We start from the raw sequence: 26632 nt of genomic DNA, 5'->3' as shown, positions 1-26632 counted from the left end.
TAAGGTTCTCGCACTTCTGATGAGATCAAATGCCATAAATCCTAATTTCTCTGTGTGGGTAAATGCGTCCGCTGGTACAGGCAAAACAAAAATCTTAATAGACAGAGTATTGAGACTTTTATTAGAAAACAAAAGAAATATTCTTTGCTTAACATTCACCAATGCTGCAGCAAACGAAATGGAGAATCGCATTCACAGCATACTCAGTAAGTGGGCAATATGCTCAGAGAGTGAATTAATAATGGATCTGGAACAACTAGACCTCTTGCATTTAAGTGAGGAATCGGTGTCATTCCAGCGCGTGACGCTGGAATCCAGAAAAAAGGAAGAATGGATCCCAGTGTCAAGCACTGGGATGACAAAGGAGAGTGCTGGGATAACGGAGGGATCCAGAAAAAATGAAGCACTTGATCGTCACTTAACAAGAGCAAGAAGGCTTTTCTCTGAACTGGAAAATCTTGGTCTAACTATACAAACCATACACGCTTTCTGTTACAAATTAATCTCCAGCTTTCCTATAGAAGCTGGCATTGCTCCAAATTGTACACTGAGTGAATGTAAAGAATTACATTCCATCATATTCAATAAAGTGCTTCATAACGAAACTGTGCAGGATGATATCAATCTTATTGCAACTGAAATTGATGAAAATAAATTACGCGATTTGCTTTATACTTTATGTGTAAAAAGATCAGCGTCAGCAAATGATTCGAAATATATCAAAGATAAATTGAGCGCCCCAGATGAAATTCATGACTTACAGAGTGAAACAATTGAGCACGTGGAAAGACTAGCCGAGATATTAAGTGAAGGCAGTAAAAGAGATCAGAGTTATAGTGCAATACTTTATTCTACTGTCATTCCAGTGCTTGACACTGGAATCCAGAAAAAAAGAACCAGTGTCAGCTACTCGGATGACACCGGAATAAAGTGGAATGACACCAAAATAGAAAACCTAGCCAAGGTATTTCTAAAATCAGAATCGCACGAAAAAAAGAGCATATCATCCATTGCAACAAAAAGTATTTTGGAGAAATTCAAAGATGCAGAGCAAATAATAGAGAGCGTTCAGAATGTAGTATTTACCCATATAAGAGACATGAACTCTTATCAAATATTCAAGAGAACCAGTAGCTTACTTGGTATATTTAAAGTATATGTTGATCTATACAGTAGCGAAAAATCAAAAAATGCACTGCTTGACTACAATGATATAATTGGCTTAGCAACAAATCTTCTCAGCAATCCAAACTATAAAGATTGGATATTGTTTAACTTGGATCAAAAAATAGATCACATCCTTGTTGATGAGGCACAAGACAATAGCATCAGCCAGTGGAAAATTATAACAAATCTCTGCGATGAATTTTTTGCCGGTAATGATGAAAAGCGAACCTTATTTGTAGTTGGTGACGTAAAACAATCCATATACAGATTTCAAGGAGCAAATCCCCATCTATTCAACTATATGCAACAATACTTTCATACGAAAACTGGTGGCAGAGATTGGGTATCATGCCAACTTGAAAAGTCATTTCGTTCAACTCCAGAAGTTTTGATGCTTGTAGATAGAATATTTAACAACTTCCGCGCAGAAATATCTTTTGTTGATAATGAAATAAAACATGTTCCACATAGAGAAAATGATCAAGGATATATTGAAATTTGGCCAGCGTTACCAAAGTGTAAAGAGGAAGAACAGCAAGCTTTACAAATTCCTCTAACATGCAAGGAAGGTTATACAATAGCAGATCGATTACTTGCTCAAACAATAGCCAACAGAATTCACAATTGGTTAAACGAAGGGCGGATTTTAGTCGCTAAAGATCGCCATATAGAGCCAAGAGACATTATGGTTCTGGTACGACAACGAAACGTGTTAGTTGATTACATAATAAGCGAACTTAAAAAAGCAAACGTGCCAGTTGTAGGCCGAGATTATTTTAGAATTATGGACTATATAGCCGTGCAGGACTTAATAGCTTTGGCTGAGTTTTTGCTCCTTCCAGCAAATGATTTAGCTCTTGCAAATGCTTTAAAATCACCGTTATTCAATTTTACCGAGGATGATTTATTTAACATTGCATACGACCGTAAAGAGCATTCACTATGGGAAAGAATTCAGGATTATTCTGTGGTTATCTATAGTGAATTAAACTATCTCATTAACTTATCTCGCATAGAGTCTCCTCTTGCACTATTTACACATATATTGCGCACAGGTAAGAAGAAATTTGCTGCAAGGCTAGGTCTTGAGTGCTTTGAGGTCCTAGACGAATTTATGAACCTCGTGTTGCAATTTGAAAACCCATCTCTTCAAGCGTTTGTTCAATGGATCAAGGAGAATAATCCGGAGATTAAGAATGATATGCAATCAGAACGCAATGCTGTGCGAATAATGACAATTCACAAATCAAAAGGTCTGCAAGCTCCCATAGTATTTTTGGTTGATACAAACACAGTGCCAAGAAACAGTGAAAGCATTATCTTTGATGGAACGGAAGCACCATTTTGGTGTGGAAAAAACAACAACGCTTATTGCGATCAAGTAAAAAGAGAGAAAAAACTAGAGGATTATAATGAATATTTGCGTTTATTATACGTAGCACTCACGCGTGCTGAAGATGAGTTATACATCTTAAGTAAAGAGCCAGTGCAAAAGGGCTCTTGGTATGATCTAATCACTAAGTATGGAGAACCATATGAAAAGAAACAAAGGGGTTTACGGCCAATATTTAAAGAAAAAGTTGAAGTATTATGCGTGAATGCAAACTACCCTTACATTTATAAAAAACGTGATTACTTTGACGTTCCGGTCATTTCCCTTCCACCAGCTTTAGCCCACTCTTCGGTGTCATCCCAGCGCGTGACGCTGGAATCCAGTGAAAAAGAAGGAGCAGAATGGATCCCAGTGTCAGCTACTTGGATGACAGATGGTTATACAAGAGGCCTAATAATTCACAGCATATTGCAGTATATGCCCAAGATAGAAAAAGAAAGGAGAAAAAATTGGGTCAGAAAATACCTTGATAACATCAGCGAAGATAAGGATGAAATTTACAGTAAAATATTAGCCTTTAATGAAAAATATGGCTATTTGTTTGACTTGGAAGGCAAATCAGAGATTACACTGAGTGGAACAATTGATGGCAAGTCAGTATTAGTACGACTAGATAGGCTATGCATAACGCAAGATAAAGCAATCATAATTGACTACAAATCACACCGTAACGTTTCTGTTTCCTTATTAAATGAAATAAAAAAACAGATGTTAATCTATAAAACCTTAGTACAAGAAATATATCCAAACAAGCAAGTAGAGTGCGTGGTTATTTGGGTGGAAGATTTAACCATTCAATCTGACTTTTAACGAAACTTGATTGCAAGAAATAGCTACTACGTCATACCACCGCGAACCGTCATACCGCCACTCCTTTCTCGTCATCCCGCTACGTGTTAGCGGGATCTCAGCATAGCTATCTTAAAGCTAAGTAATATAAGTCAACCCAGCTAGGATTCTTTTGGACGAGCTTATCGTCATGCCGCCGCGAACCGTCATACCGCCACTCCTTTCTCGTCATCCCGCTACGTGTTAGCGGGATCTCAGCATAGCTATCTTAAAGCTAAGTAATATAAGTCAACCCAGCTAGGATTCTTTTGATTGATCAAATTAATTTTCCACTGCCTTGGCCATTCTTTCAGGCGCCTTTCTCTTGCAATAGCTAAACTTATATCTTCAAACTCTTCAAAATATACAAGTTTATTTACATTATATCTTGATGTAAAACCTGAAACAATTTTGTTTTTGTGTTCCCAAATCCTCTTGATCAAATTTGCAGTTACACCAATATATAATGTGCTATTAGCTTTATTTGTAAGTATATAGATATATGATAACTTCATCTTAATCGTTTATAGCTAAAGTAACTGAGGTTTATCAACATTATACTACACCATCATGCCACAATAAATCTTACCGTCATACCACCGCGCCGCTAACACGTAGCGGGATGACGAGTTACTATACCGCGGCGGTATCTCAGCCGCTAACAAGCAGCGGGATGACAGCAATCTACGTCATACCGCGATTCATTCACGGTATCTCTTAGCCGCTAACACGTAGCGGAATGACGATTGTCGGTAAATCTAAGTTACTGTAGCTATAAAGGCTTTCACAACAACCTATTTTCCTTGAAACTAAAATAGCTACTGAATGTAATAATAATGTGGTCTATTAATTCTATTCCTATACTTTGGCAAGCTTCTGCTAGTTGTCTAGTGAGAGATATATCGCTATTTGAAGGTTGTGTATCTCCGCTTGGATGATTGTGAGATATTACAATGGATGTTGAACCAATCAAAAGTGCGCGCTTGATGATCTCTCTGACATAAAGAGGAGTTTGATCTACTGTACCAATATTTTGCAGGTCTTCCGCTATTAGACGATACTTTTTATTCATATAGATGACACGAAAATTTTCCTTATTGAGGCTTCCTATACTTATTCTTAAATAATCAAGCAATTTTTCCCAGTTATCGATTACAGGCAGGTTTTTTATTTCTTCTCTTGCAGAACGAACAAAGGCTTGTTTTACACAAAAGATGGCAGATATCGCTGCATTGCTGACATCATCAACGTTTTGCAGCGCTTCCAGGTCAGCATTAAAAACTTTATTTAAGCTGCCAAAACTTTCTATCAAACTCTTTGCCACCGGTTTTACATCAATTCTACTATATGCTGAATATAAAATGTGCTCTAAAACTTCATAATCAAGTAATGATTGTCCATTATCTAAAATAATTTTCTCTCTTAGGCGCTTTCTATGCCCCTTTTTGTAATTTTTCATCATCAATGAATTGCTTATCTCTTGTATAATAAGAAATTAGATTTTTAAGTAAAATATTTAATAAAGCGCATGACGCACAATTGTAAGAACATTCATTTTTAAAGACAGCAAATGGTGTCATGAAAGTAGCTGAGACACTGTCCTCCTTTGTCATACGAGTAGCTGACACTGGTTCCTTTACGACGGCAGTGCCCAGAGGTGTCATCCCAGTGCATGCACATAGTGCAAAAAATTAAAAATAAGACGCCAATACGTAATACTGTTGTCGTTTAATCTGCACAGATTGAAGATAAATGAATACCTTCAGTATCATGATAAAGGGGCTGGCGAAGGGTGTCAAGTAGTTTTTAGCTCTGCCTTCTAAGGCTTTTACTCGTGACAACCACTGTGCCTGCGATCTTATCGTGCCAAGTTTGACAGCGTTTGTTGAAATTTGACCATAAAAAGCCCAAGAACAATGGTGCAATTGACAATATAAAGGAAAAAAATCTCTTTGTTGCTTGTTTTAGGGTCATCTTTTCGAAAGTTTGTGCATCCACAACTCTAAGCCCAAATAATAGTTTTCCAGGTGTAGTAGCAAACTTTACCCACATATATGTAACATAGCAAAAGAGCATAATAAATTGGACTATTTGATTTAGGATCCATAGTTTACCAAGTCTACTCTGCGTTGTCTTTTCTTCTATAGACAGTGGCACTTGCATTTGGTATTTTGCAGCAATTTGACTTAATATTTTGCTATCCTCTGAGTTCATAAAGAGCTGATTTAAGGCTTGGCTGCAAAACTGCAAGAACAAAACGATAATAATCAAATCAAGCAATACTGATATATAGCGCCTGAGGCCCGTTACATAACATATCCCATTTTCATCTTTCTTTACCTTTTGAATAACATTTATAGAAGAAAAAATAGAAAATAAACGATTAAAAAATTTATGTAACATATATATACTTTCCAATATTTAACGTGCCCCTGGCCGGACTTGAACCAGCATGCTTTTGCAAGCAACAGATTTTGAGTCTGCCGTGTCTACCATTCCACCACAGGGGCATTAAGTTTTAATGCTATAGGCAACACGGAATTAGTCAAATTTTTTTGCCTTTACATCTTTCAAATGAGGACTAAATATTCTACAATAATCAACAGTTACTCTCAAAACTTAAAATGAATGAATTAGCCAATCTCCTCAGTTCAAGAAGTGTAGACAAGGAAATATGTAAATTACCGCATAATCTAGAAGCTGAACAGATGCTTATTGGTGCAATGATTCGTGATAATAGAATCTGTGATGCAGTTGAAGACACAATTACAGCAGAAAATTTCTATGATCCACTGCATCAAAGTATTTTTACGCAAATATCTAAAACCAGGAAACACGGTATAGTTGCCAATGAACTGAGCCTCAAAATGTTTTTTGAGAACGACCAAGCGTTTACCGAATGTGGTGGGGTAGAGTACTTAGCAAAGCTTGCAGCGAAGGCAAGTATTGCACTTGATATTTATAGTTTGACTAGAATAATCCGTGATACTTACTTAAGGAGATGTTTAATCAAGCTCGGGCAAGAAATAGTTGGTGATAGCTACAACTACGATATTGAAAATCCTGCACAGGCGCAAATTGAACAAGCAATGACAAAATTGTTCAATTTGGCAGTAAAAAAACAAGGTGAGAAAACATATATAAAACTTGCAAGTTCAATTAAAGATGTAGTTGAGAAGATCAGCACACTGAAAAATAATCCAGAAGCGCTAGGCGTTACAACCGGACTTCAAGATCTAAATCAGCTTCTTGGTGGTCTACAAAAATCTGATTTATTAATTTTAGCTGCAAGGCCTTCTATGGGTAAAACAGCATTGGCGCTAAACATCGCACTTAATGCTTGTAAGATGTTGCAAAAAAGAGCAGATAAGCAACACTATGTAGCGTTTTTCTCGCTTGAAATGTCAGCAGAGCAATTAACTGCAAGGCTGATCACTATAGATTCAGGAATTAGTTATTATAAGGCATTAACCGGGAGAATTAGTGATTTTGAATTGCATGAATTTATCAATACTAGTACAGAATTATCTGAACTGCCTTTCATCATAGATGACACCCCTGCGCTATCAATTAGTGCCCTTCGCACCAGAATACGCTTGCTGTATCAATTATATAATGTAGAAGTGGTATTCATTGATTATTTGCAGCTAATCAGAGGAACAACAAAAAGGAGTAATGAAAATAGAGTGCAAGAAATCTCGGAAGTGACGCAGGGTTTGAAAGCAATTGCAAAGGAGCTAAATATTCCCATTGTTGCACTATCTCAGCTCTCTCGTTCTGTTGAGCAGAGGGATGATAAAAAACCACAACTTTCTGATTTACGTGATTCAGGGAGCATAGAGCAAGACGCAGATATAGTAATGTTTCTCTATAGAGAAGAGTATTATGAACTAAGAAAACAGCCAAATGAAGGAAACAATAAACATCGGGAATGGCAAGAGAAAATGGAAAAAATTAGAAACATTGCAGAGCTCATTATTGCAAAGCAGAGAAATGGACCAATTGGCAGTGTGAAGCTATATTTTGACTCTAACAGAGGTGCATTTAAAGATTACACGGAAAGGCATAGTTCATAGCTTGGCAGCAATCTTCTTGTTCCCAAGTTTATCAAATTTTTTTTATGTAAAGATAGCTTGACAACTTCTTAAAAATCCTTTTATAATGGTATTATATTTTATAATACGTGAGATGATGAATAAAAACAATGTACCCTATTATATAGCTGGAACTCTGGCTACTTTCACTTTATTAGCATCTGGAGTGTTTGCTGCAGCTCCTTATATTGGTTTCTTAGCTCCAGTTGCAGCATTAAGTGTTGGCCTTCCATTTATTATTGGTGGTGCTGTATTTTCTGCTGTAGCTATTGCACTTTCGTATGCAGCAGTTAGTAAGAACAAAACTATTTCTGAGTTAAAAAATGAAATGAAAGCTCAAGAGCAGGAAATTTCTGAGTTAAAAAATCAAGTACAAACTCAAAAGCAGGAAATTTCTGAGTTAAAAAATGAAGTAAAAGCTCAAAAGCAAACAATTTCTAAGAAAGATGATCAACTCGCTAAGCAAGTGGAAGAGATAAAAGGTAAAGGCAAAACTATTGTTGAGCAAAAAAAACTTATCACAGAAAAAGATAAAAAGATAGAAGAAGACGCATTAAAAGTAGCGGTTGTTGATAATGCTGTACATGGTTTGAACACTGCTGGGAACGCATCGTATCGGCTTGTAAAAGAAACAGTTAATGGTGTTTTGTATTCTAGCAAATATATTTACAATCATATACCATCAACTAAGTCAGTGAAAGAAAAGCTTAGTAATGCTTCTAATGCTGTTGGAAATAGCTTAAAAGGTGTTTATAATGCTATGCCATCAACTAGAATAGGATTTTCATGGGTTTCAGAAAAATTTTCATCATACTGGGATAGTGCTAAAAACTTGATGTTTGGTAATAAGGCAGATCAAGCAAGTGGTGCTAGTCAACTTTCAAGTGAATCTCAAGGTAATGGTATTGTTATTCCAGAGGGGGCAAAGCTAGAGCTTTCTCCAATATTATTTGATTTTTTGTTTAGAGAAAAACAGAAGATGGTAAGGCAATTTTTAAGAGAGCAAACTGATGAAAAAAAGAATGTGGCTACACAAGAAAATTTAAAAACTGAGACTCCTAGCCAGGAAAATCAGATGAATATTGATAACGTTCCTAAGCAACCTGATCATTTAAATGTTGATGCTGCTAAAAGGTATTTAATGAGTCTTTCTGAGGATCAGGATGTATTTTATGATGCAGAATCTGGTGATGAAAAAGGTACTGAGATTTCTAGCCCAGAAAGTCAGCCAACTAAAGAAGAAAATGGTCAAGGCTGGTTTGCATGGAGCCTAGGAAAGGTTAAGTCGGCAATTACTGAAGTAGTAGTGATAGGTGCTGATGTTACTAAACCATATTGTGCTAAAGTAACTAAGGCACTTGCCACCTAACTTGAATATGTAGACAGCGGTGTGCACCGTTGTTAACTAAAGATAATCCCATCCAGGAGAAATAGTTTTTACACTATTTCTCCTCTTTAGCATCAACCCTCAAAAAAACCGGCGTAGGTTTAGGCAGCGTAATGCCTAAGCTTACGCATGCGTTGCACAGAGATTTTAAATCTCGTTGTTCTTTCGGAATTTGCAGTTGATCAAGTATCATTTCCGCTGACCTCGGGACAATTGGCTGCAATAAAATGCCTATTATCCTGATATATTCCAGTAACTTGTAAATTACTAAATTCATGCGCTCTCTGTCAGTTTTGCTTAGTGTCCAGGGTGCACTTTTGTCTATGTAGGCATTTGCTTCAGAAGAGATGTTGATGATTAGAAGTATGATATGGTTAAATTCATACTTTGATAGGTGATTCATCACTTGATCGAGTATAGCTTTGCAACCTGGAAGACTTTCTTCACCTTTAAGTAGGCTTTGATCGATTGTTGGTACAATTCCAGAACATTGCTTGTGTAAAAATGAAATTGTTCTTTGCACTAAATTGCCTATGTTGTTTGCCAGTTCTGAATTTATCCGGCTGATCATATTTTTCTTACTAAAGTTGCCATCTTGGCCGAAGCTTGCTTCCCTGAGGAGAAAATAGCGTAGCTGATCAACACCAAACTCTTGAGCGAGGCCAATTGGATCTATGACATTACCAAGGGACTTGGATATTTTCTCTCCCTCGTTCAACCACCAACCATGAACTGCAATTTGTTTTGGCAGTGGCAGGTCTGCTGCAAGGAGAATCGCTGGCCAATATACAGCATGAAAGCGCAATATGTCTTTACCGATTACATGAACGTTGAAAGAGTTGTCAGCTAGGTTTGCAGCGCTTGACACTGGAATCTGCGTTTTCCCTTGGTTTGGTGTCATTCCAGTGCTTGACACTGGAATCTGTGTTTCTGGTTCTGCCCAAAACCTCTTATATTCCTCACCTTCAGTACTAGGGAAACCTATTGATGTAAGATAATTGGTTAATGCATCTATCCAGACATAGATTACGTGTTTGTCATTACCTGGTACTTTTATTCCCCAGTTAAAACTAGTACGAGAGATTGAGAGGTCAATGAGCCCTGATCTTACAAACGATATCACTTCATTTCTTCTGCTCTCAGGAAAGATAAAACTTGGCTGATTTTTATAGAGTTCCAGTAATTTGTCTTGCCAGTTTGACAAGCGAAAAAAGTAGCTCTCTTCTTTTATCCACTGAACTTCTGCGCCTGTTGGTGCTTTGCCATCTATCAGCTCTGATTCCTGATAAAATGCTTCATCACGAACTGAATACCAACCCGAATAGGAATCCAAATATATTTGCCCTCTCTCTTCAAGTCTATTCCATAAAGCTATAACTGCTTTTTTGTGACGTTCCTCCGTAGTGCGAATAAAATCGTCATACTCAAAATTCATGAACTTAGCCAATTCTTTAAATGAAACGCTCACTTCATCTGTAAATTCTTTTGGCTGCATTTCCTTTGCTTTAGCTGCTTTTTCTATTTTTTGTCCATGTTCATCTGTACCGGTGGTAAATTTGACATTTTTCCCAGCTAGTTTCATGAACCTTGCCACCACGTCACACAAGAGAGAAGTGTATGCATGACCAATATGCGGCTTATCGTTTACGTAATATACTGGCGTGGTGATGTAAAAGTTCTCGAATTGTTCCATGGTTTAGCATTTTGATAAAAATCAACTGAGTTAATTATAGTATTAAAAAGGCAGTAATAAATAAATATTGATTGGGTTAAGCATAATTTTTGAAAAAAGCTATTTACTGAAATTTTATTAAAATAAGAAACAATCAGGCATGATTATTGAAAGAACAATGGGAAATTTTCTTGTAATTCTATTTATAGTTTTCTATGCATTTGATGCACACGCTGATGGAGCAACAGATGTAATGTGTAATGTAATAGGTTACGTTCATGGAATAGGTGGACCAATGATTACAGTGGTAATAATTGGTTCAAGCTTACTTGCAATATTTGGCAGAATGCCTTGGCCTGCACTTTTCGCACTGGGTATGTTTGTTGCTGTGTTTTTTGGTGCTCCTCAAATTGTAACAAAGGTAACAGAAAAAGAAGTTTGTTGTCTTTTTAAAGGTCAAACCTTGGAGAATGGAAAGTGTGTTGCTGCTCCTGGATATGAACGTGTAGGTACAGGTTATGCTTATCGTTCCGGTTGGGCGCTAACTAATAAAGGCTACTGTATAAAAGCTGGCCAAGATCCTTCAAAGTATTGGAAGTGAAAATGGTGCTTTTATAGAGTTAAATCTAACAAACCGCAGAGTATATAATTAACATCCACGCCTTTAGTTAGATTCCACTCACGCTTTATTACGTTGTACTCCATGCCAGCCATGTTTTGCAGCGTTACATTATTTTCTCTTAAGTGATTTGCAATTTCTGACGGCTTGAGAAATTTATTCCAGTTATGTGTACCTTTTGGCAGCCAATTTAATATGTACTCTGCACCAATTATTGCAAGACAAAAGGATTTAATAGTTCTATTTATTGTGGATATAAAGATTAACCCCTCCGGTTTTAGCAGTTCTATCGCTTTTTTCATGAAAAGCTCTAAATTATCCACATGTTCAACTACTTCCATCAACAGAACCACGTCGTACTTCTTGTCATTGCTTAGCTCTTCAATGCTGGTGTGTATATATTCTATATTTAACCCTACTTTTTTTGCATGTGAATGCGCTACTTTTATGTTTTCTTCACATACATCTATTCCCACAACGTTAATGCCAACGCGTGCCATTGACTCTGACAAAATGCCACCACCGCATCCAACATCAAGCAATGATAATTCTTTCAAATTGCATTTTTTTAACTCTTTTATTTTCTCAATAATGTAAGATACTCTAACAGGATTCATCATGTGCAATGGTTTGAATTTGCCGTTCTCATCCCACCACTGGCCTGCCATTTTAGCGAATTTTGATATTTCATCTTCGTTATAAGTTTTTGTTTTTTTTTTCTTAGAGGTTATATTGCTGAGTTTATCAAGGCGTTTTTTATGTCTGCTTTCTTTTGAAAATTCTGTTTCGAGGAATTGTTTGACTATGTCTTTTGCTAATCCACTCGCAGTAAATCCTGCACCAAGACACAGTACATTTGCGTTGCCATGCTCGCGAGCTAATTTTGCGATTTCAACACTATTACACAAAGCAGCGTAGATTCCTTCAAAACGATTTGCCACAGTACTCATGCCCAAACCTGTACCACAAATTAATATCCCATAATTTGCTTTTTTGCTTGTTATATCTTCTACAACTTTAACAGCATAGTTTGGGTAATCTACACACTTTTGCTTAGCAGTGCAGCCTTGATCTACTACTCTGTAACCTAGGGCTTCCAGGTAAGGTTTTATTTCTGATTTTAATTCATAACCAGCATGATCTGAGGCAATTGATACTATACCTAACATATAAGAAATAAGGACATTTTATATGGGTTTGAACTTTCTGTCAAGTCATTCAATGCTTCTGACCTTTTGGGAGTTCTAAAGCTATAGCTAAGGTTTTCCTACGTCATACCGCAATTCATTCCACAACTGTACGAACATTGTGATTTGAGAATAATCTCCGCCAGGAAGGGTGTCATCCCAGTGCTTTGGCACTGAGATCCAGAAAACTTAATTTTAAATAAGTACACCAGATAGCTGTATAATAAGAACTGGATTCCAGTGTCAAGCACTGGAATGACACCTTCTGTATAAATATTAAGAAATTTACCAAACGAAAAAAAAGGCAAAAGAAGCCCCGTGGTTGGCTAATTACTTACATTATACTTTCAAGTATGGCGTTTTTTTATTCTAAACACTTAATAACCGCGATTTAGCTGCTTTTAAGCCGCAACTAATCTAAATTATAAACGTTAAGAAATTTACTAAACAGAAAAAAAGGCAAAAGAAACCCTAGGGTAGCTAGTTATTCACTATCCATTTTTTAAGTTGGCGTTTTTTAATGTTTTAAATGCTTTATAAGCGTATTTCAGCTTGTGTAGGTAAAAACCCAGAAATTTGATAAAGACATAGAGTACACATAGTGCAAAAAATTAAACATGAGACGCCAGATACGTGAGTTTTTTTGTCATTTAATCTGTACAGAGAAGATAAATAAATAGCTTCAGTTTCATGATAAGGGCGCTGGCGAGGTTTGTCAAGGAAGTTTTTTGTTTCTGTGGGCTACCTGGATGACAGGATTGCTCTTGAATTTGTATAGCTACATTGTCGGTAAATCTAAATTGCTTTAGTTATAGAAATAAATTTCGAGTCAGATGTGTATAAATTCTATATAATTTTTATCCTACTACTAATTTAACAAGATGGATCATATAGATATTATAAAATCAAAATTATTATTATCCGACCTAGTAGGTAAAAAAGTCAGATTAATAAAAAGAGGAGATAGTTTTGTTGGGCTCTGTCCATTTCATAACGAAAAAACCCCATCTTTTTCGGTGAGCAATACTAAGGGGTTATATTACTGTTTTGGTTGCTTAGCTAGTGGTGATGCATTTGAATTTATTTCACAAACTGAAGGATTAAGCTTTAAAGAAGCATTGGAAAGATTAGCATCGGTTACAGGTGTTGAACTGCCCAAAAGTCTTAGTATTACAAAAGAGAACAATAAACTATTTTTAGCGCTTGATTTAGCTGCAAATTGGTTTGCACAAAAAAATCAAAGTGTTGTAGATTATTTAAAGCAGCGTAAGATTTCACCTAAAATCATAGATAAATTTAAGATAGGTTATGCACCAAGCTCTGGTTTGAAAGAGTATTTAAACTCTTCAGGTATTGAAGACAAAATTTTAATTGATATTGGATTAGTAAACAAAAATTTTCATGATTATTTTTATGACCGGCTGATATTTCCTATACAGAGCATTGCAGGGAGAGTTATTGGTTTTGGCGGACGTGCGCTAAGTTCTGAGCAACAGCCGAAATATTTAAACAGTCCAGAGAGTCAGCTCTTCAAGAAGAGGGAGAATTTATACGGATTAAACTTTGCTTTAAGCGAAATACGTAAAAAACAGCACATACTCGTTGTTGAAGGATATATGGACGCTATAGCGCTACATCAAGCAGGAATTAGTAATGCAGTTGCTCCGCTTGGTACCGCAATTTCTGCAGAGCAGATAAAAAATCTATGGAGATTTGCTAAAGAAATCTCCATCTGTATGGATGGCGATAGTGCTGGACGTCATGCTGCTACTCGAGTTGCAGAACTTGCTCTGCCAATATTAGAGCCTGGATACACGTTAAAATTTGTGACTTTGCCGAGTAATAAAGATCCATACGATATATGTAACGAACTGGAATACAAGAAAGAAGACGTATTGACTGCTCTTGACCATTCAACAAAACTGCATTCTGAATATTTATGGCATCACATAATCGATAGCAATTTGCAAAATTATGAAAAACTTGCTCCGGAAAAATATTCAATTCTTGAGCACAAGTTCATGGAATATGTAAATACTATTAGCAACAGCAGTATTAGAAGGTATTACAGAGATTATTTTTACAATAAGGCTAGTGAACTAAGAAGTAGCTTCAAAAAACAGATTTTTAATAGTAAAACTGGAGCAACAAAAGGTGAGTATCTTCATAACAAATCTCCAGAGCTAATTGAAGCAGAGCAAAATCAGGCCGTAATTTTGCGTATAGCCGTAGAATTTCCTGAAATCTTGAACCGTCCTATATTTTTTGAGCAATTTTCTCATTTTGAATTTACTAATGAGATGAAAAGATTACAACAGCGTATAATTGATGTAATAAGTAACAAAAGCAAACTCGATAAAGAGCAAGAATTAAAACAGTGTAACGTTATAAAGTATGTATTTGAAAAAACTAGTGTACTAAATAGCCAACTGAACGAGAGAAAATCTGCAGAAATTGTGTGGAATAATATAGTGTTACTAAAAGAGTTAAATGCATTACGAAAAGAAAGAACCGAAGCGAGGCTGAGCGGTAATCTTGACTTAGAAGAAAGGTTAATAGAACAAATAGAGCAAATAGAAAGTAGTATACAAGAAATGCAAATGGAGTTTATTGAAAAGTAGATATCGTCTCGTTAGTCAACAAGAAAATTACAAAATAAGACAATATTTTACATAAGATTGAAATTTTTAACTAATTAAGCCTTCCTCTAACAGCTTTGCCCTGTAGTTTTTGATATGGTTAGGATCACTTGAAAATGTATAATTTTTGTAGTTAGCTCTGCTATGCATATAAGAGGTTGTCCGGAAACTAGTAAATTCAAGCATATTCCCTCTTTAACATAACCCTACTCATAGCTAGGTATATGAAATTCTCAGTGGATGTTGTGAGTAAATCATACTCCTTCGATAGCCTTCTATTCCTATTAACCCAAGCAAAAGTCCTTTCTACAACCCATCTTCTTGGCTGTACTTTAAACCCTTGTTCTCTTGTTGGTAGTAGCTCAGGTGGCGTATCTTTGTGCACCCAAAATCTACATGGAGGCCTTTTAACAATTTCAATATCTATGTCATATTCTTCCTTTATGTGATTCTTTAAATTTCTTCCTTGGTATCCCATGTCAGCCCACATTTTTTTAACTTTAGTATATTTTGTTCTCATATTGTTTAATGCTATTTTAATACCATCTCTATCATTTTCGTTAGCAGCGCCTACGTAACAACCTAGTATAAAACCCTGAGTGTCTGTAATTATATGCCTTTTTCTACCCTTTACTTTTTTACTTCCATCATAGCCTTTGATCCCCCCTTTTCTGTAGTCTTTACAGATTGACTATCTACTATACAGGCACTCGGCTGCTCATTCCTTCCTATTTTTCTTCTACTATATTTTGTAATTTCATAATTCATTTTCTCAAAAATTCCCTGCTTCTTCCATTGCCTGAACTGCTCATACACAGTCTTCCATAGCGGAAAATCATTTGGTAAATACCGCCATTGACACCCTGTACGCAATACATAGAAAATTGCTTCTAATATTTCTCTTTTGCTATACTTTGGCGGCCTTCCTCCTTTCTTGTATGATACTCTGAAGTGTTTTTCTATTCTTGCCCATTCCCTTTCGCTTAGATCTGTTGGATACTTTTTTCTCATCTTTACCCCGTACTAAAATTTCAGATATTATAGCCTTTTACTTATTTCCGGACAACCTCTAAGAAGGTGTCCAGTTAAGTCCTCCTGGTGTAGCCTGTGCATTACAAGAACGATGACTCCTTTTTTTCTATCGTTCAGCCTGGTTACTAAAGTCTGATCAAACCAGTTTGTGGCACGCTTTCTAAGCGTTTCACTCAAAGCTTGAGCAGAACTGAGCGGATCGTCCACAATGATAAAATCACCACCTTCACCAGTTAGTGTTCCACCAACTGATGTTGCGATTCTGTATCCTCTCTGCACTGTTTGAAATTTATATTTTGTATTCTGGTCTTTGGATAGTTCTATCTCTGGAAATAGCGCTCTATACCAACTAGACTGCATCACGCACCTGGTGTCGAGCGAGTGCTTTTCGCTGAGCCGCTGAGAATAACTTGCAACTATTATTCTCGCAGTTGGTTGGTTTCCCAGTATCCATGCGGGCCACGCAACGCTTATGCACATGGACTTCATCGAGCGCGGAGGCATATTGAATATTATTCGTTTCACTTCACCAGCGCTCGCCGCTTCCAGCCTATCTGCTATGACTTTTATATACTGATAATCGTTATACTCACACCCCGGCACTACCGTTTGAAAGCACAGTTCAATGAATTTTAGAAAGTTCATGATATAATGTTGAAACCAGCGCGTGACGCTGGGATGACAAAAAAAGGAGCACTGGAATGACACCCTACTTAACCGTCATACCGCCGCGGTATCTCTTAGCCGCTAACACGTAGCGGGATGACGGTTGTTGTTTAGCTATAAATATTAAGAAATTTACCAAATAAAAAAAAAGGCAAAAGAAGCCCCGTGGTTATTATCCGCTTTAAAATATTGGCGTTTTTTATGTTTTAAACGCTTGACAAGCGAGATTCAGCCGCTTTTAATTGCAACTAACCTACGCTGCAAACGTTTAAGAAATTTACTAAGCAGAAAAAAAGACAAAGAATCCCCGAGTTAGCTAGTCTTTTACTATCTCTGTCGAGTATTGGCATTTTTTGATGTCTTGTAACGCTTTATAAGCGCGTTCAGCTTATTTAGATAAAAATCTAGATGTAGATGAAGTTTTGTAAAGACATACAGTATCTATATACTGCAAAAAATTGAACATAAGACGCCGATACATTAAGTAATCCTTACCTTTTAATCTGCAGATTGGCGAAAGCAAATACAATAGCTTCAGTTTCATGATAGGGGGGCTGGCGGAGTTTGTCAAGTAAGTTTTTTCGTTTCTATTTCCAATAAAAGTTCGTTATATGGTTATGCAAGAAGTTTAATACTCATAGTTTCAAGCATATACTGAAATATCTCATTAGCAATTGCAACATCTTGGCGTGGGGCTTTGCCGTGTTCTATAAACACAGAGATTGCATAGCGCGGGTTATGGTAAGGGCCATAGGCGATAAATAACTTATGACTTTCGCCCTTAGAGTTTATTTCTGGTGTACCGGTTTTGCCAGCAATTTGTATACCGCTTAGCCCTTTCTTATAGGTTCCAGTTTTAGAATTCACCACATCAAACATAGCTTTTCGAACTATGCTAAGATGCTCACAATCCACATCAATATCGGGAAAATCTTGTATCGTTTCATTCATCTTAATGCGGGGAATTACCTCTTTTCCTGTTGCAATCCTCGCTGCAAGAACTGCAAGCTGTAGTGGTGTTGTAAGCATATACCCTTGTCCTATAACTAAGTTGATAGTGTCACCTAAATACCACTGCGAATATAGCTTTCGTGTACGCCAATCTCTATCTGGCAACAACCCTGGAGCTTCTTCTTTAAACGTTCCAATCAGTGGCCCACTTCCAATACCAAATTTTCTGGCCATTTCTACTAGAGAGTCTACACTTATTTTTTTCCCTATATTATAAAAGTAAGTGTTGCATGATAATGCCATTGCTTCATTTAAAGATACATATCCATGGACTTTGCTTTTCAGGCAACGAAATTTCCGCTCACCTATTTTCATATAGCCCTTACACGAGAATTTTTCTTCTGGTGTGATTATTCCGTCTTTTAAACCCGCAAGCGCAACTATTACTTTAAATATTGAACCAGGTGGAATTTGATATGATAACGCACGATTCACGAGCGGCAATGAAGGAGCATTCAAGCTCTCCCAAGTCTCATTTGATAGCCTGCTAGCAAAAAGATTATTATCGTAAGAAGGTGAATTATATAATGCTAAAATTTCTCCATTATTTACATCAATTACCACTGCGGAGCCTTGGTGATCTTTAAATACCTCTGCGGTTTTCTCTTGCAGATTAATATCAATTGTCAGTTGTACATCTTGTCCGTCTTGTTGTGGTATGCTTGATAATTCTTTTATGACGCGTTTTTTAGAATTTATTTCCTGCTCAGATTTTCCTGACTTGCCTTTCAATATATGATCATATGTATATTCAATACCGCTGATTCCTACTTCGCTTATGCCTTGCTGTCTTTTTGTATATCCGATTACATGAGAACACATTGAACCAAACGGGTAATAACGTTTATAAAGAGCAGTTATTTTTTCTGACGATTTTGCTATCTTAGACTCGACTTCTGATAATGTCTGCAAATCAACTTCCTTACCAGAACCATCAAACAAAACAACGTACGAAATTTTGTTTACCGCAAGTTCAATGCTATTCCTATCTAAAATTTTGCCCCGCTTAGGCATAATAGTAGCAACTCTTATTCTATTACTATTAGATAGTGCTTCGTACTTTTGTCTGTTTCGTATTTGTAAATTATATAACCTGCAACTAAAAACCGCAGAAATGGTAAGCTGAATACCACCTAATATGAATGCTCTGCGGTTAAAGACTTTGTTTTTTGTCCACATAACATTCCTTCAAAACACACTTTTTTCCCCTCTTTTATTGTTACACTTCTGGCTTTTACCGTATTACAAACCCTTTTTTCCCACTCACTTAAGGTCACAAACTTATAACCTGATTTTTTTAGTATTTTAATAATATGAGGTAAAGCTTCAATTGTGTTTGACCTGTTATTGTGATCATGAAACAGTATAACTGCTCCATTATGTACATTACTTAAAACTCTTTCAACTAAAGTTTCTGGCTTATCACCTTGCCAATCTAGCGAATCAACTGTCCATAATATTGAATACATATTTAATTGATCAGTATTTTCAATCAGATTATCGTCATAACATCCATATGGCGGACGAAACCATTTTACATCTTGTTTTATTGCATTTTTAATTGCTGTATTTGTCTTTTCCAATTCTTGCAATTGTTCCTCACTTGAAAGTGATGTCAACTTCCTATGCGACCAAGAGTGATTGCCTAACTCATGACCTGATTCATGAATTTTCTTTACTATTTCAGACGTTTTTTCATTTATACGTTCACCAAGCACAAAAAATGTTGCTTTTGCTTCATAGCTTTCCAGAACATTAATAATATCGTTTATTCTATTGTTGGAAGGTCCATCATCAAACGTAAGCGCAACAAACTTATCGTCGTTATTCAATAATTTTTTTATATTACTTAAATTTCTATATGATAGATCTAGATTACAACTGAGCCCACAGTATGGTAAATTAAAATTACAATCACTACAAAAAGCCGTACTTGAATATAGTAAGAAAAAAGTGATTATCCTTATAAACATTTGTAATCAGCAAAGTGATAGAATACTACACTTTTTTGCTAAGTTAAGCCATCTTTAATTGCTGTAGCCTTTACTTCATCGCTTCTTTAATATATTGTATTAACAATTTTATATAATATATTATGATTGCAAATATAAATACCGTTGCGCTTCAGGGAATTAGCACAGTAAATGTCAATGCACAAATTCATATGGCAAATGGTATTCCAGCTTTTAATATTGTTGGCTTGCCGGATAAAACTGTTGCAGAATCCAGAGAGCGCATCAGAGCAGCGTTAAATTCAATCAATCTACTACTACCTCCAAAAAGAATTACAGTTAATCTCTCCCCTGCGGATTTGCTGAAAGAAGGCAGTCATTATGACTTGGCTATTGCTATTGGACTACTTGTTGTAATGAATGTGATACCAGTTGAAAAAGTTCAGTCTTATATAATCATGGGTGAACTGGCTCTTGATAGCAGAGTTATTCCAGTTTTAGGTGTGCTGCCAACAGCAATTAATGCAAAAAAGGACAATATAAGGAGTAATTTGCCCGAGAGGAAATGGTGTAGAAGCTGTATGGGTGAAGAATGTTTCAATTCTGGCTATAGAGAAATTAACTGATATTATCAGACACTTTAAGGGTGAGCAATTAATTCAGCCAGTAATTTTTAATTATAGTGATGCACCCAAAGAAAAAAGATTGGTTCCCGATATGAAGGATATCAAAGGCCAAGTTGTTGCAAAAAGAGCAGCTGAAATTGCAGCAGCAGGTGGGCATAATATGCTTCTTGTTGGCCCTCCTGGTACTGGAAAGTCAATGCTTGCTAAACGCTTTATAGGGTTGCTGCCTGATTTGACCGAACAGGAGATGATTGATGTTAATATTATTTCCAGCATAACAAAAACTGGTAACGAAATATTCAAAGTAACTCGTCCCTTTCGTGAACCTCATCACTCATGCTCTATGCCAGCAATGATAGGGGGAGGAAAGAATGCAAAACCTGGAGAAATTACCATGGCTCACAATGGCGTGTTGTTTCTTGATGAGTTACCTGAATTTCCAAGACTCGTGCTTGATTCTCTGCGCCAACCACTTGAAGATAGAAAAGTTACCGTTGCAAGGGCAAATGCTCACATAACCTACCCTGCCAATTTTCAACTGATAGCTGCAATGAACCCTTGCAGGTGCGGTTATTTAGGTGATGCAAGCAGATCGTGCAACAAAGCTCCAAAGTGTGGCACAGATTACAAAAACAAAATATCAGGCCCATTGCTTGATAGAATAGACATATGCATTGAAATGCCAAACGTTAGCATACTCTCTCCTGAAATCTCTGTGGAGGGAGAAAGTACTAAAATCATAAGAGGAAGGGTGATAGCAGCGAGAAAAATTCAAACTGAGCGTTATAGTAAATTGAATGTTCGTTGTAACGCAGAAGTAAGCGGTGAAGCATTTAATAAATTTACTGAACCAGATCAGGCAGGGTTAGAATTGCTAAAATACGTACTGAAAGAAAATTACATTTCCAATCGAGGCTATACACGTGTATTAAAAGTTGCAAGAACCATTGCAGATCTTGCAAAAACTGAAAAAGTAAAAAGAGCACACATTGCTGAAGCGCTGAATTACAGAATCAGATTATACTAATAAATTAAATTACTTGACAGGCAGCTTTTTTTTACTATATATTATTCTTAATGAAATTTTAATATTCTATTTAAGGAGTAGAGTTATGGCAAGAATTGAAGTAATAAAACAGAAATATAGTCAAGAGGGCCTTTGGTCAGCAACTAAAGAAGTTCCTGTGCAAGGTTGGAATCTTGTAAAAGAAAATCCATACAAAACGGCCGCGACTTTTGTAGCAATTGCAGCAGCAATTTCGCTTACAGCTGCTTATTTTTTGAGCCCAGCTTATGCGGCTTTCGTTGGTACAGTTGGAACAAAAGCTGCAACACTCGTTAGTCCTGCTATTACTGCAATGTCTACATTTGCAGTTGCTCATCCGCTAGTTGCTAGTTTGATAGTTGTTGCTGCGGTGGCGGCTTTAATAGCTGCACCTGTGTATGCATATAAGAATAGTAGTAAGGCAAATCAAATTGATGCAGTGAAAGAAGAGATTCTTAAGGTCTGTGAAAAAGATGGTGATAAGCCTAAAATTGATAATGATAAGCTAAAATTTATTGTTAGTGATGTATCAACATCCTTGAATGATGTTGCGGTAGCAGTTGGATTGGTACCAGCAAAAGCATAATAAAGTAGCTTAAACAGAATAAAAAGGGATAGTCTCTGTCCCTTTTTATAAACATTTTCTATTTTTTTGCATCAGTAGAATGATACCTTCTAAAAATATAAAGTTATTATCTGTTATTTTAAATGTTATTAAGAATAAGTAAATCCCGTTTACTGTTTACGCCTATAGAAGTGAAAAGTATTTGCATATTATTAAAAAAGCAGTAACTTATTATCAAGTGAATTCGCTAAATTTGAGTAATTTAAATGTCTATTGATCTTAGTCTGCCGGAGTTACCTATATTACACCCAAGGATTACCGTTGTGGGAGTGGGTGGTGCTGGTGGAAATGCTGTGAATAACATGATCCAATCTAATTTGCAAGGAGTGAATTTTGTTGTCGCAAATACCGACGCTCAAGCACTAGAAAAGTCGTTATGTGATAAAAAAATTCAGCTTGGCATTAATTTAACTAAGGGTCTTGGTGCTGGTGCTTTGCCTGATGTTGGCAAAGGTGCAGCAGAAGAATCAATTGATGAGATTATGGAGCATATAAAAGATAGTCATATGCTTTTCATCACAGCAGGAATGGGCGGTGGTACTGGAACCGGTGCTGCACCGGTAATTGCAAAAGCAGCCAGAGAAGCAAGAGCCGCAGTTAAGGATAGAGCGCCAAAAGAAAAAAAGATATTGACTGTTGGAGTTGTAACTAAACCGTTCGGTTTTGAAGGTGTGCGCCGTATGCGCATTGCAGAGCTTGGACTTGAAGAACTGCAAAAATACGTGGATACACTTATTGTCATTCCAAATCAGAATTTATTTAGAATTGCAAATGAAAAAACTACATTTTCTGATGCATTTAAACTTGCTGACAATGTTCTGCATATTGGCATCAGAGGAGTAACTGACTTGATGGTCATGCCAGGGCTTATTAATCTTGACTTCGCTGATATAGAAACAGTAATGAGCGAGATGGGCAAAGCGATGATTGGCACCGGAGAGGCAGAAGGAGAAGATAGAGCAATTAGTGCTGCAGAAGCTGCAATATCCAATCCATTGCTTGACAATGTATCAATGAAAGGTGCGCAAGGAATATTAATTAACATTACTGGTGGCGGAGATATGACTCTGTTTGAAGTTGATGCTGCAGCCAATAGAGTGCGTGAAGAAGTAGATGAAAATGCAAATATAATATTTGGTGCTACTTTTGATCAAGCGATGGAGGGAAGAGTTAGAGTTTCTGTTCTTGCAACTGGCATTGATGGTCGCAATAATAAATCAGAAACTTCACCTATAAGTCAGAGCGAAGACTCAGAGAAAGAGAAATTTAAGTGGCCATATAGTCAAAGTGAAAGTACGCAAGACAAAACACTGGAAACAAAACCAGCTGAACAGGTAAGCGAAGGAGCTAAGTGGGGCAGCAATATCTATGATATACCAGCTTACTTAAGAAGAAAAAAATAATGCAATTTTGGCTACTCAAGTCAGAGCCAAGTGAATACTCATGGCAAAAAATGGAAAAGGATCAGGTAGTTGAGTGGGATGGTGTGCGCAATTATCAAGCTCAAAATTACATGAAAATTATGAAAGCAAGCGATCTTGCGTTTTTTTATCATACAGGTAAAGAGAAAGCAATACTTGGAATCGTTGAAGTATTTAAAGAGTATTATCATGTTAATGATCCCAAGTTCGGATTAGTGAATGTAAAGTTTTTGAAACCTTTAAATAACCAAGTAACGTTAAATAATATAAAACAAAACCCACTTTTGAAAAATATGACTATATTAAAACAACCACGTTTATCAATTGCCCCAGTTTCGGAAATTGAATGGAATGAAATAATAAGGATGAGTGATGTGTAATACCTGTCATTTCAGTTCCTAAATGATGTCATCTCAGCACACAACGCACAGCTGTATGAATATTTGTCTCGAAGGCAGTGCATTAAACGTTATAGCCGATTTTGCATCAAACACAAAGGTGTCATTCCAGTGCTTGACACTGGAATCCAGCCTTAATGCAACCACATTAAAGCCGTTGTGTTTTAATATAAGATTAGCTACTTTTATATTCACTAACTTGATGTCTAATCAAAATTCCTGGATCCCAGTGTCTAGGCACTGGGATGACATCCTTCTAGTGTACAATATTCGTACAGTTGTGTACATGACACAAGGGTCTATAACTCTTCTTTTTTGGATTCCAGTGTCAGCTATTTGCATGACACCCTTACTGATGTGTCACTCATGTTAGAAGTAAATATTCTTGACAAGAAATGGTGCAGCATTATAGAAAATCCTAAAAATTTTGTATTAGGTGTCATCAATGCTTCTCTAAAAGAATTAAAAATAGACCACTATAAACCAAATATATCAATAGCTCTGGCTGATGATGACTTGCTACATCAACTTAATTTAAAATTTAGAGAAATGGATAAGCCAACTAACGTACTATCATTTCCGTATGAACAATTGTCTAATGAGTGCGATTTAGGAGACATAGCAATTTCAATAGACACAATAAAAAGAGAATCGCATGAGTATTATATACCCATTCTTGCTCACATTGCACACATGTTAGTGCATGGATTACTGCATTTACTTGGTTATGATCACCAAAAAAAAGATGAAGAAATTATAATGAAAAATCTAGAAAGAGAGATTTTAGCTTCGCTTGGCTACAATATGTGTGCGATTTAAAAGGAATTTAATAAAAATATAGTAGATGATAATAAAATATGTTATCTACAAAGGGTTTTAGCTATAAACAATAAAAGGTAAGTGATATGGTTCAGTTTTCTTTGCCAAAGAATTCTAAAATTAATCAAAAGGGCAAAATTTATCCTATTCCTGCTAGAGCAAAAAACATCAGAAGATTTCAAATTTACCGTTGGTCTGCTGATGACGAGAAAAACCCTAGAATAGACACATTTTTTATTGATATGGATAGTTGTGGCCCTATGGTACTTGATGCATTAATAAAAATAAAGGATGAAATAGATTCGACTTTAACTTTCAGACGTTCTTGTAGAGAAGGCATATGTGGATCTTGTGCCATGAATATTGACGGAACCAATACTCTTGCATGTACTAGATCTATACATGATATAAAAGGTGACGTAAAAATATATCCATTACCTCACATGTATGTAATAAAGGACCTAGTCTCGGATTTGAGCCAATTTTATGAGCAATACAAATCAATTAAACCTTGGTTACAAGCAGATAAGCCTGCCCTACCAAATAAAGAATACTCTCAATCTTCTGAAGATAGAAAAAAATTAGATGGCTTGTCCGACTGTATATTATGTGCTTGCTGTTCGACTGGTTGCCCAAGCTACTGGTGGAATAGTGATAAATTTTTAGGACCAGCAATACTATTACAAGCTTACAGATGGATTGCTGACAGCCGTGATAATAAGACAGGTGAAAGACTTGATGTTTTAAACGACCCATTCAAGTTGTATCGTTGTCATACAATAATGAATTGCACAAAAACTTGTCCTAAAGGACTTAATCCAGCAAGAGCAATAGCGAAAGTAAAACAGCTCATGGTAGAGAGAGAAGGAGTTTAAGTATTATCTTTTGCATTCTTCGTAAGAGAACAGCAAACCTTCCGAAGCGTAGGGTATTGTTAATACCCTGAACGCTTTTCCGTTTGTGAAGTGCATCGTATCATCGTACGATTCAAATAATTTTTTGAACAACTCATGTCTTTGGTTACTAATAGTTTGAAAATCCTCTTTTTCTAAAAGCTTTTTAGATTCGAAGAGGTAAAGCATAACTTCGTGATAAGTTGGGTAAGATGCCAAAAATTTTGGGTCAAATTGAAAGGTTTTTATAAAAGCATTATTATAAAATTTTAGCTTTTGATTCTTACTATATATTACTATAGCAACCGGTAACCTCTCAAGCAAATTTTTCTGTGTAGCTAAATAACTGTTTAATTCAGTATATAATTTCTCTGCATCACTAACATCTTTCCCATACATTACTATGCTACCAGAACCTTGTATTGGAATTTTAACAAAATCGAAAACCTTAGGTTCGTTCTTATAAGTTATGACATGTCTTCCTGGTTTTGTGCTATGAGCGCTACCGGTAATAGCAAATTTCTTAGAACCATCTACATATTTATCATAAAACAAGTTATAAAATTCCACCTTTCTACTCTTGTTATATCTTAGTATTGGAAACGGTAAAGAGTTGAAAACGTTTTTATAGCTCTCCACTTCCTGTGTAAGCTTACTATTTTCTAACTCAAGTCCGTTAGCCTTTATCTTACAGTCTGAGACATTCCTTATCCATAACAGCACACCTATCACATTGTTAGAATCATCTATTATGCTTCTACCGTAACATATGCAATAAACCTCACTGTCTTTTGACTTTAAATCTAGAGTAAAAGATTTATTTATTTCCTTTGCCTCAACAAAATTTTTGATTAAGCTTTCTGATTGCTCAAAAAAATTCACAAACTCATTAAATGAGTAAAAAACAGTATTAAGCAAAATTAGTAAATTGGGAGAGAACTTTTCTATACGTTTTTTTGCATCCCAAATATAAAACCCATCATTCACAGTATCAATTAAATTATTTATGATAACATTTTGATGCTGTAAGTTCTTAATCTTATTACTAATTTTTAATTTAGAATAAGAGAGAAAGAATAATATTAGAATCAATATTAAAACCACTTCATACAAAAAAAACATAGCACTTTTAAAACAAATGTAAAAATTTGTAACCGC

The 26632-nt window shown here is 36.1% G+C and carries 21 protein-coding genes, 1 tRNA gene and 4 pseudogenes; 12 read left to right on the top strand and 14 right to left on the bottom strand.

Going from position 1 to position 26632, the window contains the following annotated elements; translation table 11 throughout:
- Positions 1-19 precede the first annotated feature (19 nt).
- Positions 20-3370 (top strand): UvrD-helicase domain-containing protein, encoded by a 3351-nt coding sequence (locus AAGD62_RS04490; protein WP_155968354.1) that lies wholly within the window; start codon positions 20-22, stop codon positions 3368-3370.
- A gap of 242 nt (positions 3371-3612) precedes the next feature.
- Here the strand turns inward: AAGD62_RS04490 and AAGD62_RS04485 are convergent, their stop codons facing one another.
- The 5 genes from AAGD62_RS04485 to AAGD62_RS04465 all read right to left on the bottom strand — a co-directional run bounded on the left by AAGD62_RS04485 (position 3613) and on the right by AAGD62_RS04465 (position 5898).
- Positions 3613-3903 carry a GIY-YIG nuclease family protein gene (locus tag AAGD62_RS04485; protein WP_007549156.1) on the bottom strand — a complete coding sequence of 97 codons (291 nt, stop codon included), beginning with the start codon at positions 3901-3903 and terminating at the stop codon, positions 3613-3615.
- Positions 3904-4172: 269 nt separating this feature from the next.
- On the bottom strand, positions 4173-4847 hold the full coding sequence (gene radC / locus AAGD62_RS04480; RefSeq protein ID WP_010962534.1) for a RadC family protein: 675 nt from the start codon (positions 4845-4847) through the stop codon (positions 4173-4175).
- Positions 4822-5016 carry a hypothetical protein gene (locus AAGD62_RS04475; RefSeq protein ID WP_155968352.1) on the bottom strand — a complete coding sequence of 65 codons (195 nt, stop codon included), beginning with the start codon at positions 5014-5016 and terminating at the stop codon, positions 4822-4824. The genes radC and AAGD62_RS04475 overlap by 26 nt, the downstream gene beginning before the upstream one ends.
- Positions 5017-5194: 178 nt before the next feature.
- Positions 5195-5791 carry an RDD family protein gene (locus AAGD62_RS04470; protein ID WP_155968350.1) on the bottom strand — a complete coding sequence of 199 codons (597 nt, stop codon included), beginning with the start codon at positions 5789-5791 and terminating at the stop codon, positions 5195-5197.
- 24 nt (positions 5792-5815) lie between these two features.
- Positions 5816-5898, bottom strand: a tRNA-Leu gene (locus AAGD62_RS04465).
- Between the two features lie 114 nt (positions 5899-6012).
- Between AAGD62_RS04465 and AAGD62_RS04460 the strand changes: the two genes are divergently transcribed.
- Together AAGD62_RS04460 and AAGD62_RS04455 are read left to right on the top strand one after the other, a co-directional pair.
- Entirely contained in the window at positions 6013-7464 is a 1452-nt protein-coding gene (locus AAGD62_RS04460) for a replicative DNA helicase (protein ID WP_015589094.1), read from the top strand.
- A 346-nt stretch (positions 7465-7810) separates the two neighbouring features.
- Entirely contained in the window at positions 7811-8851 is a 1041-nt protein-coding gene (locus AAGD62_RS04455; RefSeq protein ID WP_341812692.1) for a hypothetical protein, read from the top strand.
- A gap of 73 nt (positions 8852-8924) precedes the next feature.
- Here AAGD62_RS04455 and metG read toward each other — a convergent pair whose 3' ends face one another.
- Complete coding sequence (gene metG, locus AAGD62_RS04450) at positions 8925-10562, bottom strand: methionine--tRNA ligase (protein ID WP_155968348.1); 1638 nt, start codon at positions 10560-10562, stop codon at positions 8925-8927.
- Positions 10563-10719: 157 nt separating this feature from the next.
- On the opposite strand from metG, the gene AAGD62_RS04445 reads away from it, so the two are divergent.
- Positions 10720-11142: a TrbC/VirB2 family protein gene (locus tag AAGD62_RS04445; protein ID WP_341812691.1), complete on the top strand. Its 423-nt coding sequence runs from the start codon at positions 10720-10722 to the stop codon at positions 11140-11142.
- Positions 11143-11153: 11 nt separating this feature from the next.
- Here the strand turns inward: AAGD62_RS04445 and ubiG are convergent, their stop codons facing one another.
- Complete coding sequence (ubiG, locus tag AAGD62_RS04440) at positions 11154-12329, bottom strand: bifunctional 2-polyprenyl-6-hydroxyphenol methylase/3-demethylubiquinol 3-O-methyltransferase UbiG (RefSeq protein WP_015589098.1); 1176 nt, start codon at positions 12327-12329, stop codon at positions 11154-11156.
- A gap of 195 nt (positions 12330-12524) precedes the next feature.
- Between ubiG and AAGD62_RS06885 the strand changes: the two are divergent.
- Positions 12525-12611, top strand: a pseudogene (locus AAGD62_RS06885) (WPE palindromic element domain-containing protein); the annotation flags it as partial.
- A gap of 617 nt (positions 12612-13228) precedes the next feature.
- The gene (dnaG, locus tag AAGD62_RS04435; RefSeq protein WP_213863576.1) at positions 13229-14968 is read left to right on the top strand and encodes a DNA primase; all 1740 of its coding nucleotides are present in this window, start codon (positions 13229-13231) and stop codon (positions 14966-14968) included.
- A gap of 66 nt (positions 14969-15034) precedes the next feature.
- Here dnaG and AAGD62_RS04430 read toward each other — a convergent pair whose 3' ends face one another.
- From AAGD62_RS04430 to AAGD62_RS04410, 5 genes and pseudogenes are all read right to left on the bottom strand, one after another.
- Positions 15035-15172, bottom strand: coding sequence for a hypothetical protein (locus AAGD62_RS04430; RefSeq protein ID WP_341812690.1), 138 nt, complete (start codon positions 15170-15172; stop codon positions 15035-15037).
- A pseudogene (locus AAGD62_RS04425) lies at positions 15165-15997 on the bottom strand (IS5 family transposase). The gene AAGD62_RS04430 and the pseudogene AAGD62_RS04425 overlap by 8 nt, the downstream one beginning before the upstream one ends.
- Before the next feature lie 60 nt (positions 15998-16057).
- Positions 16058-16663 (bottom strand): annotated as a pseudogene (locus AAGD62_RS04420) (terminase); the annotation flags it as partial.
- 636 nt (positions 16664-17299) lie between these two features.
- Positions 17300-18874 carry a penicillin-binding transpeptidase domain-containing protein gene (locus AAGD62_RS04415; protein ID WP_006280388.1) on the bottom strand — a complete coding sequence of 525 codons (1575 nt, stop codon included), beginning with the start codon at positions 18872-18874 and terminating at the stop codon, positions 17300-17302.
- Complete coding sequence (locus AAGD62_RS04410; RefSeq protein ID WP_065106681.1) at positions 18829-19668, bottom strand: polysaccharide deacetylase family protein; 840 nt, start codon at positions 19666-19668, stop codon at positions 18829-18831. Before AAGD62_RS04410 ends, AAGD62_RS04415 begins: the two co-directional genes overlap by 46 nt.
- Positions 19669-19790: 122 nt before the next feature.
- Here AAGD62_RS04410 and AAGD62_RS04405 point away from each other — a divergent pair.
- From AAGD62_RS04405 to AAGD62_RS04390, 4 genes and pseudogenes are all read left to right on the top strand, one after another.
- Positions 19791-21300 (top strand): annotated as a pseudogene (locus AAGD62_RS04405) (YifB family Mg chelatase-like AAA ATPase).
- Between the two features lie 85 nt (positions 21301-21385).
- Complete coding sequence (locus AAGD62_RS04400) at positions 21386-21904, top strand: hypothetical protein (RefSeq protein WP_246165607.1); 519 nt, start codon at positions 21386-21388, stop codon at positions 21902-21904.
- 245 nt (positions 21905-22149) lie between these two features.
- Positions 22150-23346 (top strand): cell division protein FtsZ, encoded by a 1197-nt coding sequence (gene ftsZ / locus AAGD62_RS04395; protein ID WP_010962790.1) that lies wholly within the window; start codon positions 22150-22152, stop codon positions 23344-23346.
- On the top strand, positions 23346-23744 hold the full coding sequence (locus AAGD62_RS04390; RefSeq protein ID WP_077188253.1) for an EVE domain-containing protein: 399 nt from the start codon (positions 23346-23348) through the stop codon (positions 23742-23744). The genes ftsZ and AAGD62_RS04390 overlap by 1 nt, the downstream gene beginning before the upstream one ends.
- Before the next feature lie 33 nt (positions 23745-23777).
- Here the strand turns inward: AAGD62_RS04390 and AAGD62_RS04385 are convergent, their stop codons facing one another.
- Positions 23778-23957, bottom strand: a complete 180-nt coding sequence (locus tag AAGD62_RS04385; RefSeq protein ID WP_022626337.1) for a hypothetical protein — start codon at positions 23955-23957, stop codon at positions 23778-23780.
- Positions 23958-24128: 171 nt separating this feature from the next.
- On the opposite strand from AAGD62_RS04385, the gene ybeY reads away from it, so the two are divergent.
- Positions 24129-24581, top strand: coding sequence for an rRNA maturation RNase YbeY (gene ybeY, locus AAGD62_RS04380; protein WP_010082473.1), 453 nt, complete (start codon positions 24129-24131; stop codon positions 24579-24581).
- Between the two features lie 86 nt (positions 24582-24667).
- Positions 24668-25456, top strand: coding sequence for a succinate dehydrogenase iron-sulfur subunit (locus AAGD62_RS04375; protein WP_010082472.1), 789 nt, complete (start codon positions 24668-24670; stop codon positions 25454-25456).
- Positions 25457-25459: 3 nt separating this feature from the next.
- Here the strand turns inward: AAGD62_RS04375 and AAGD62_RS04370 are convergent, their stop codons facing one another.
- On the bottom strand, positions 25460-26596 hold the full coding sequence (locus tag AAGD62_RS04370; RefSeq protein ID WP_010962793.1) for a hypothetical protein: 1137 nt from the start codon (positions 26594-26596) through the stop codon (positions 25460-25462).
- Between the last annotated feature and the right edge of the window lie 36 nt (positions 26597-26632).

The organism is Wolbachia endosymbiont (group A) of Eristalinus aeneus, from assembly GCF_964026915.1.
GTDB lineage: Bacteria > Pseudomonadota > Alphaproteobacteria > Rickettsiales > Anaplasmataceae > Wolbachia > Wolbachia pipientis.
The sequence above is the reverse complement of the archived record's forward strand: the minus strand, read 5'-3'. Positions and strand labels throughout refer to the sequence as shown.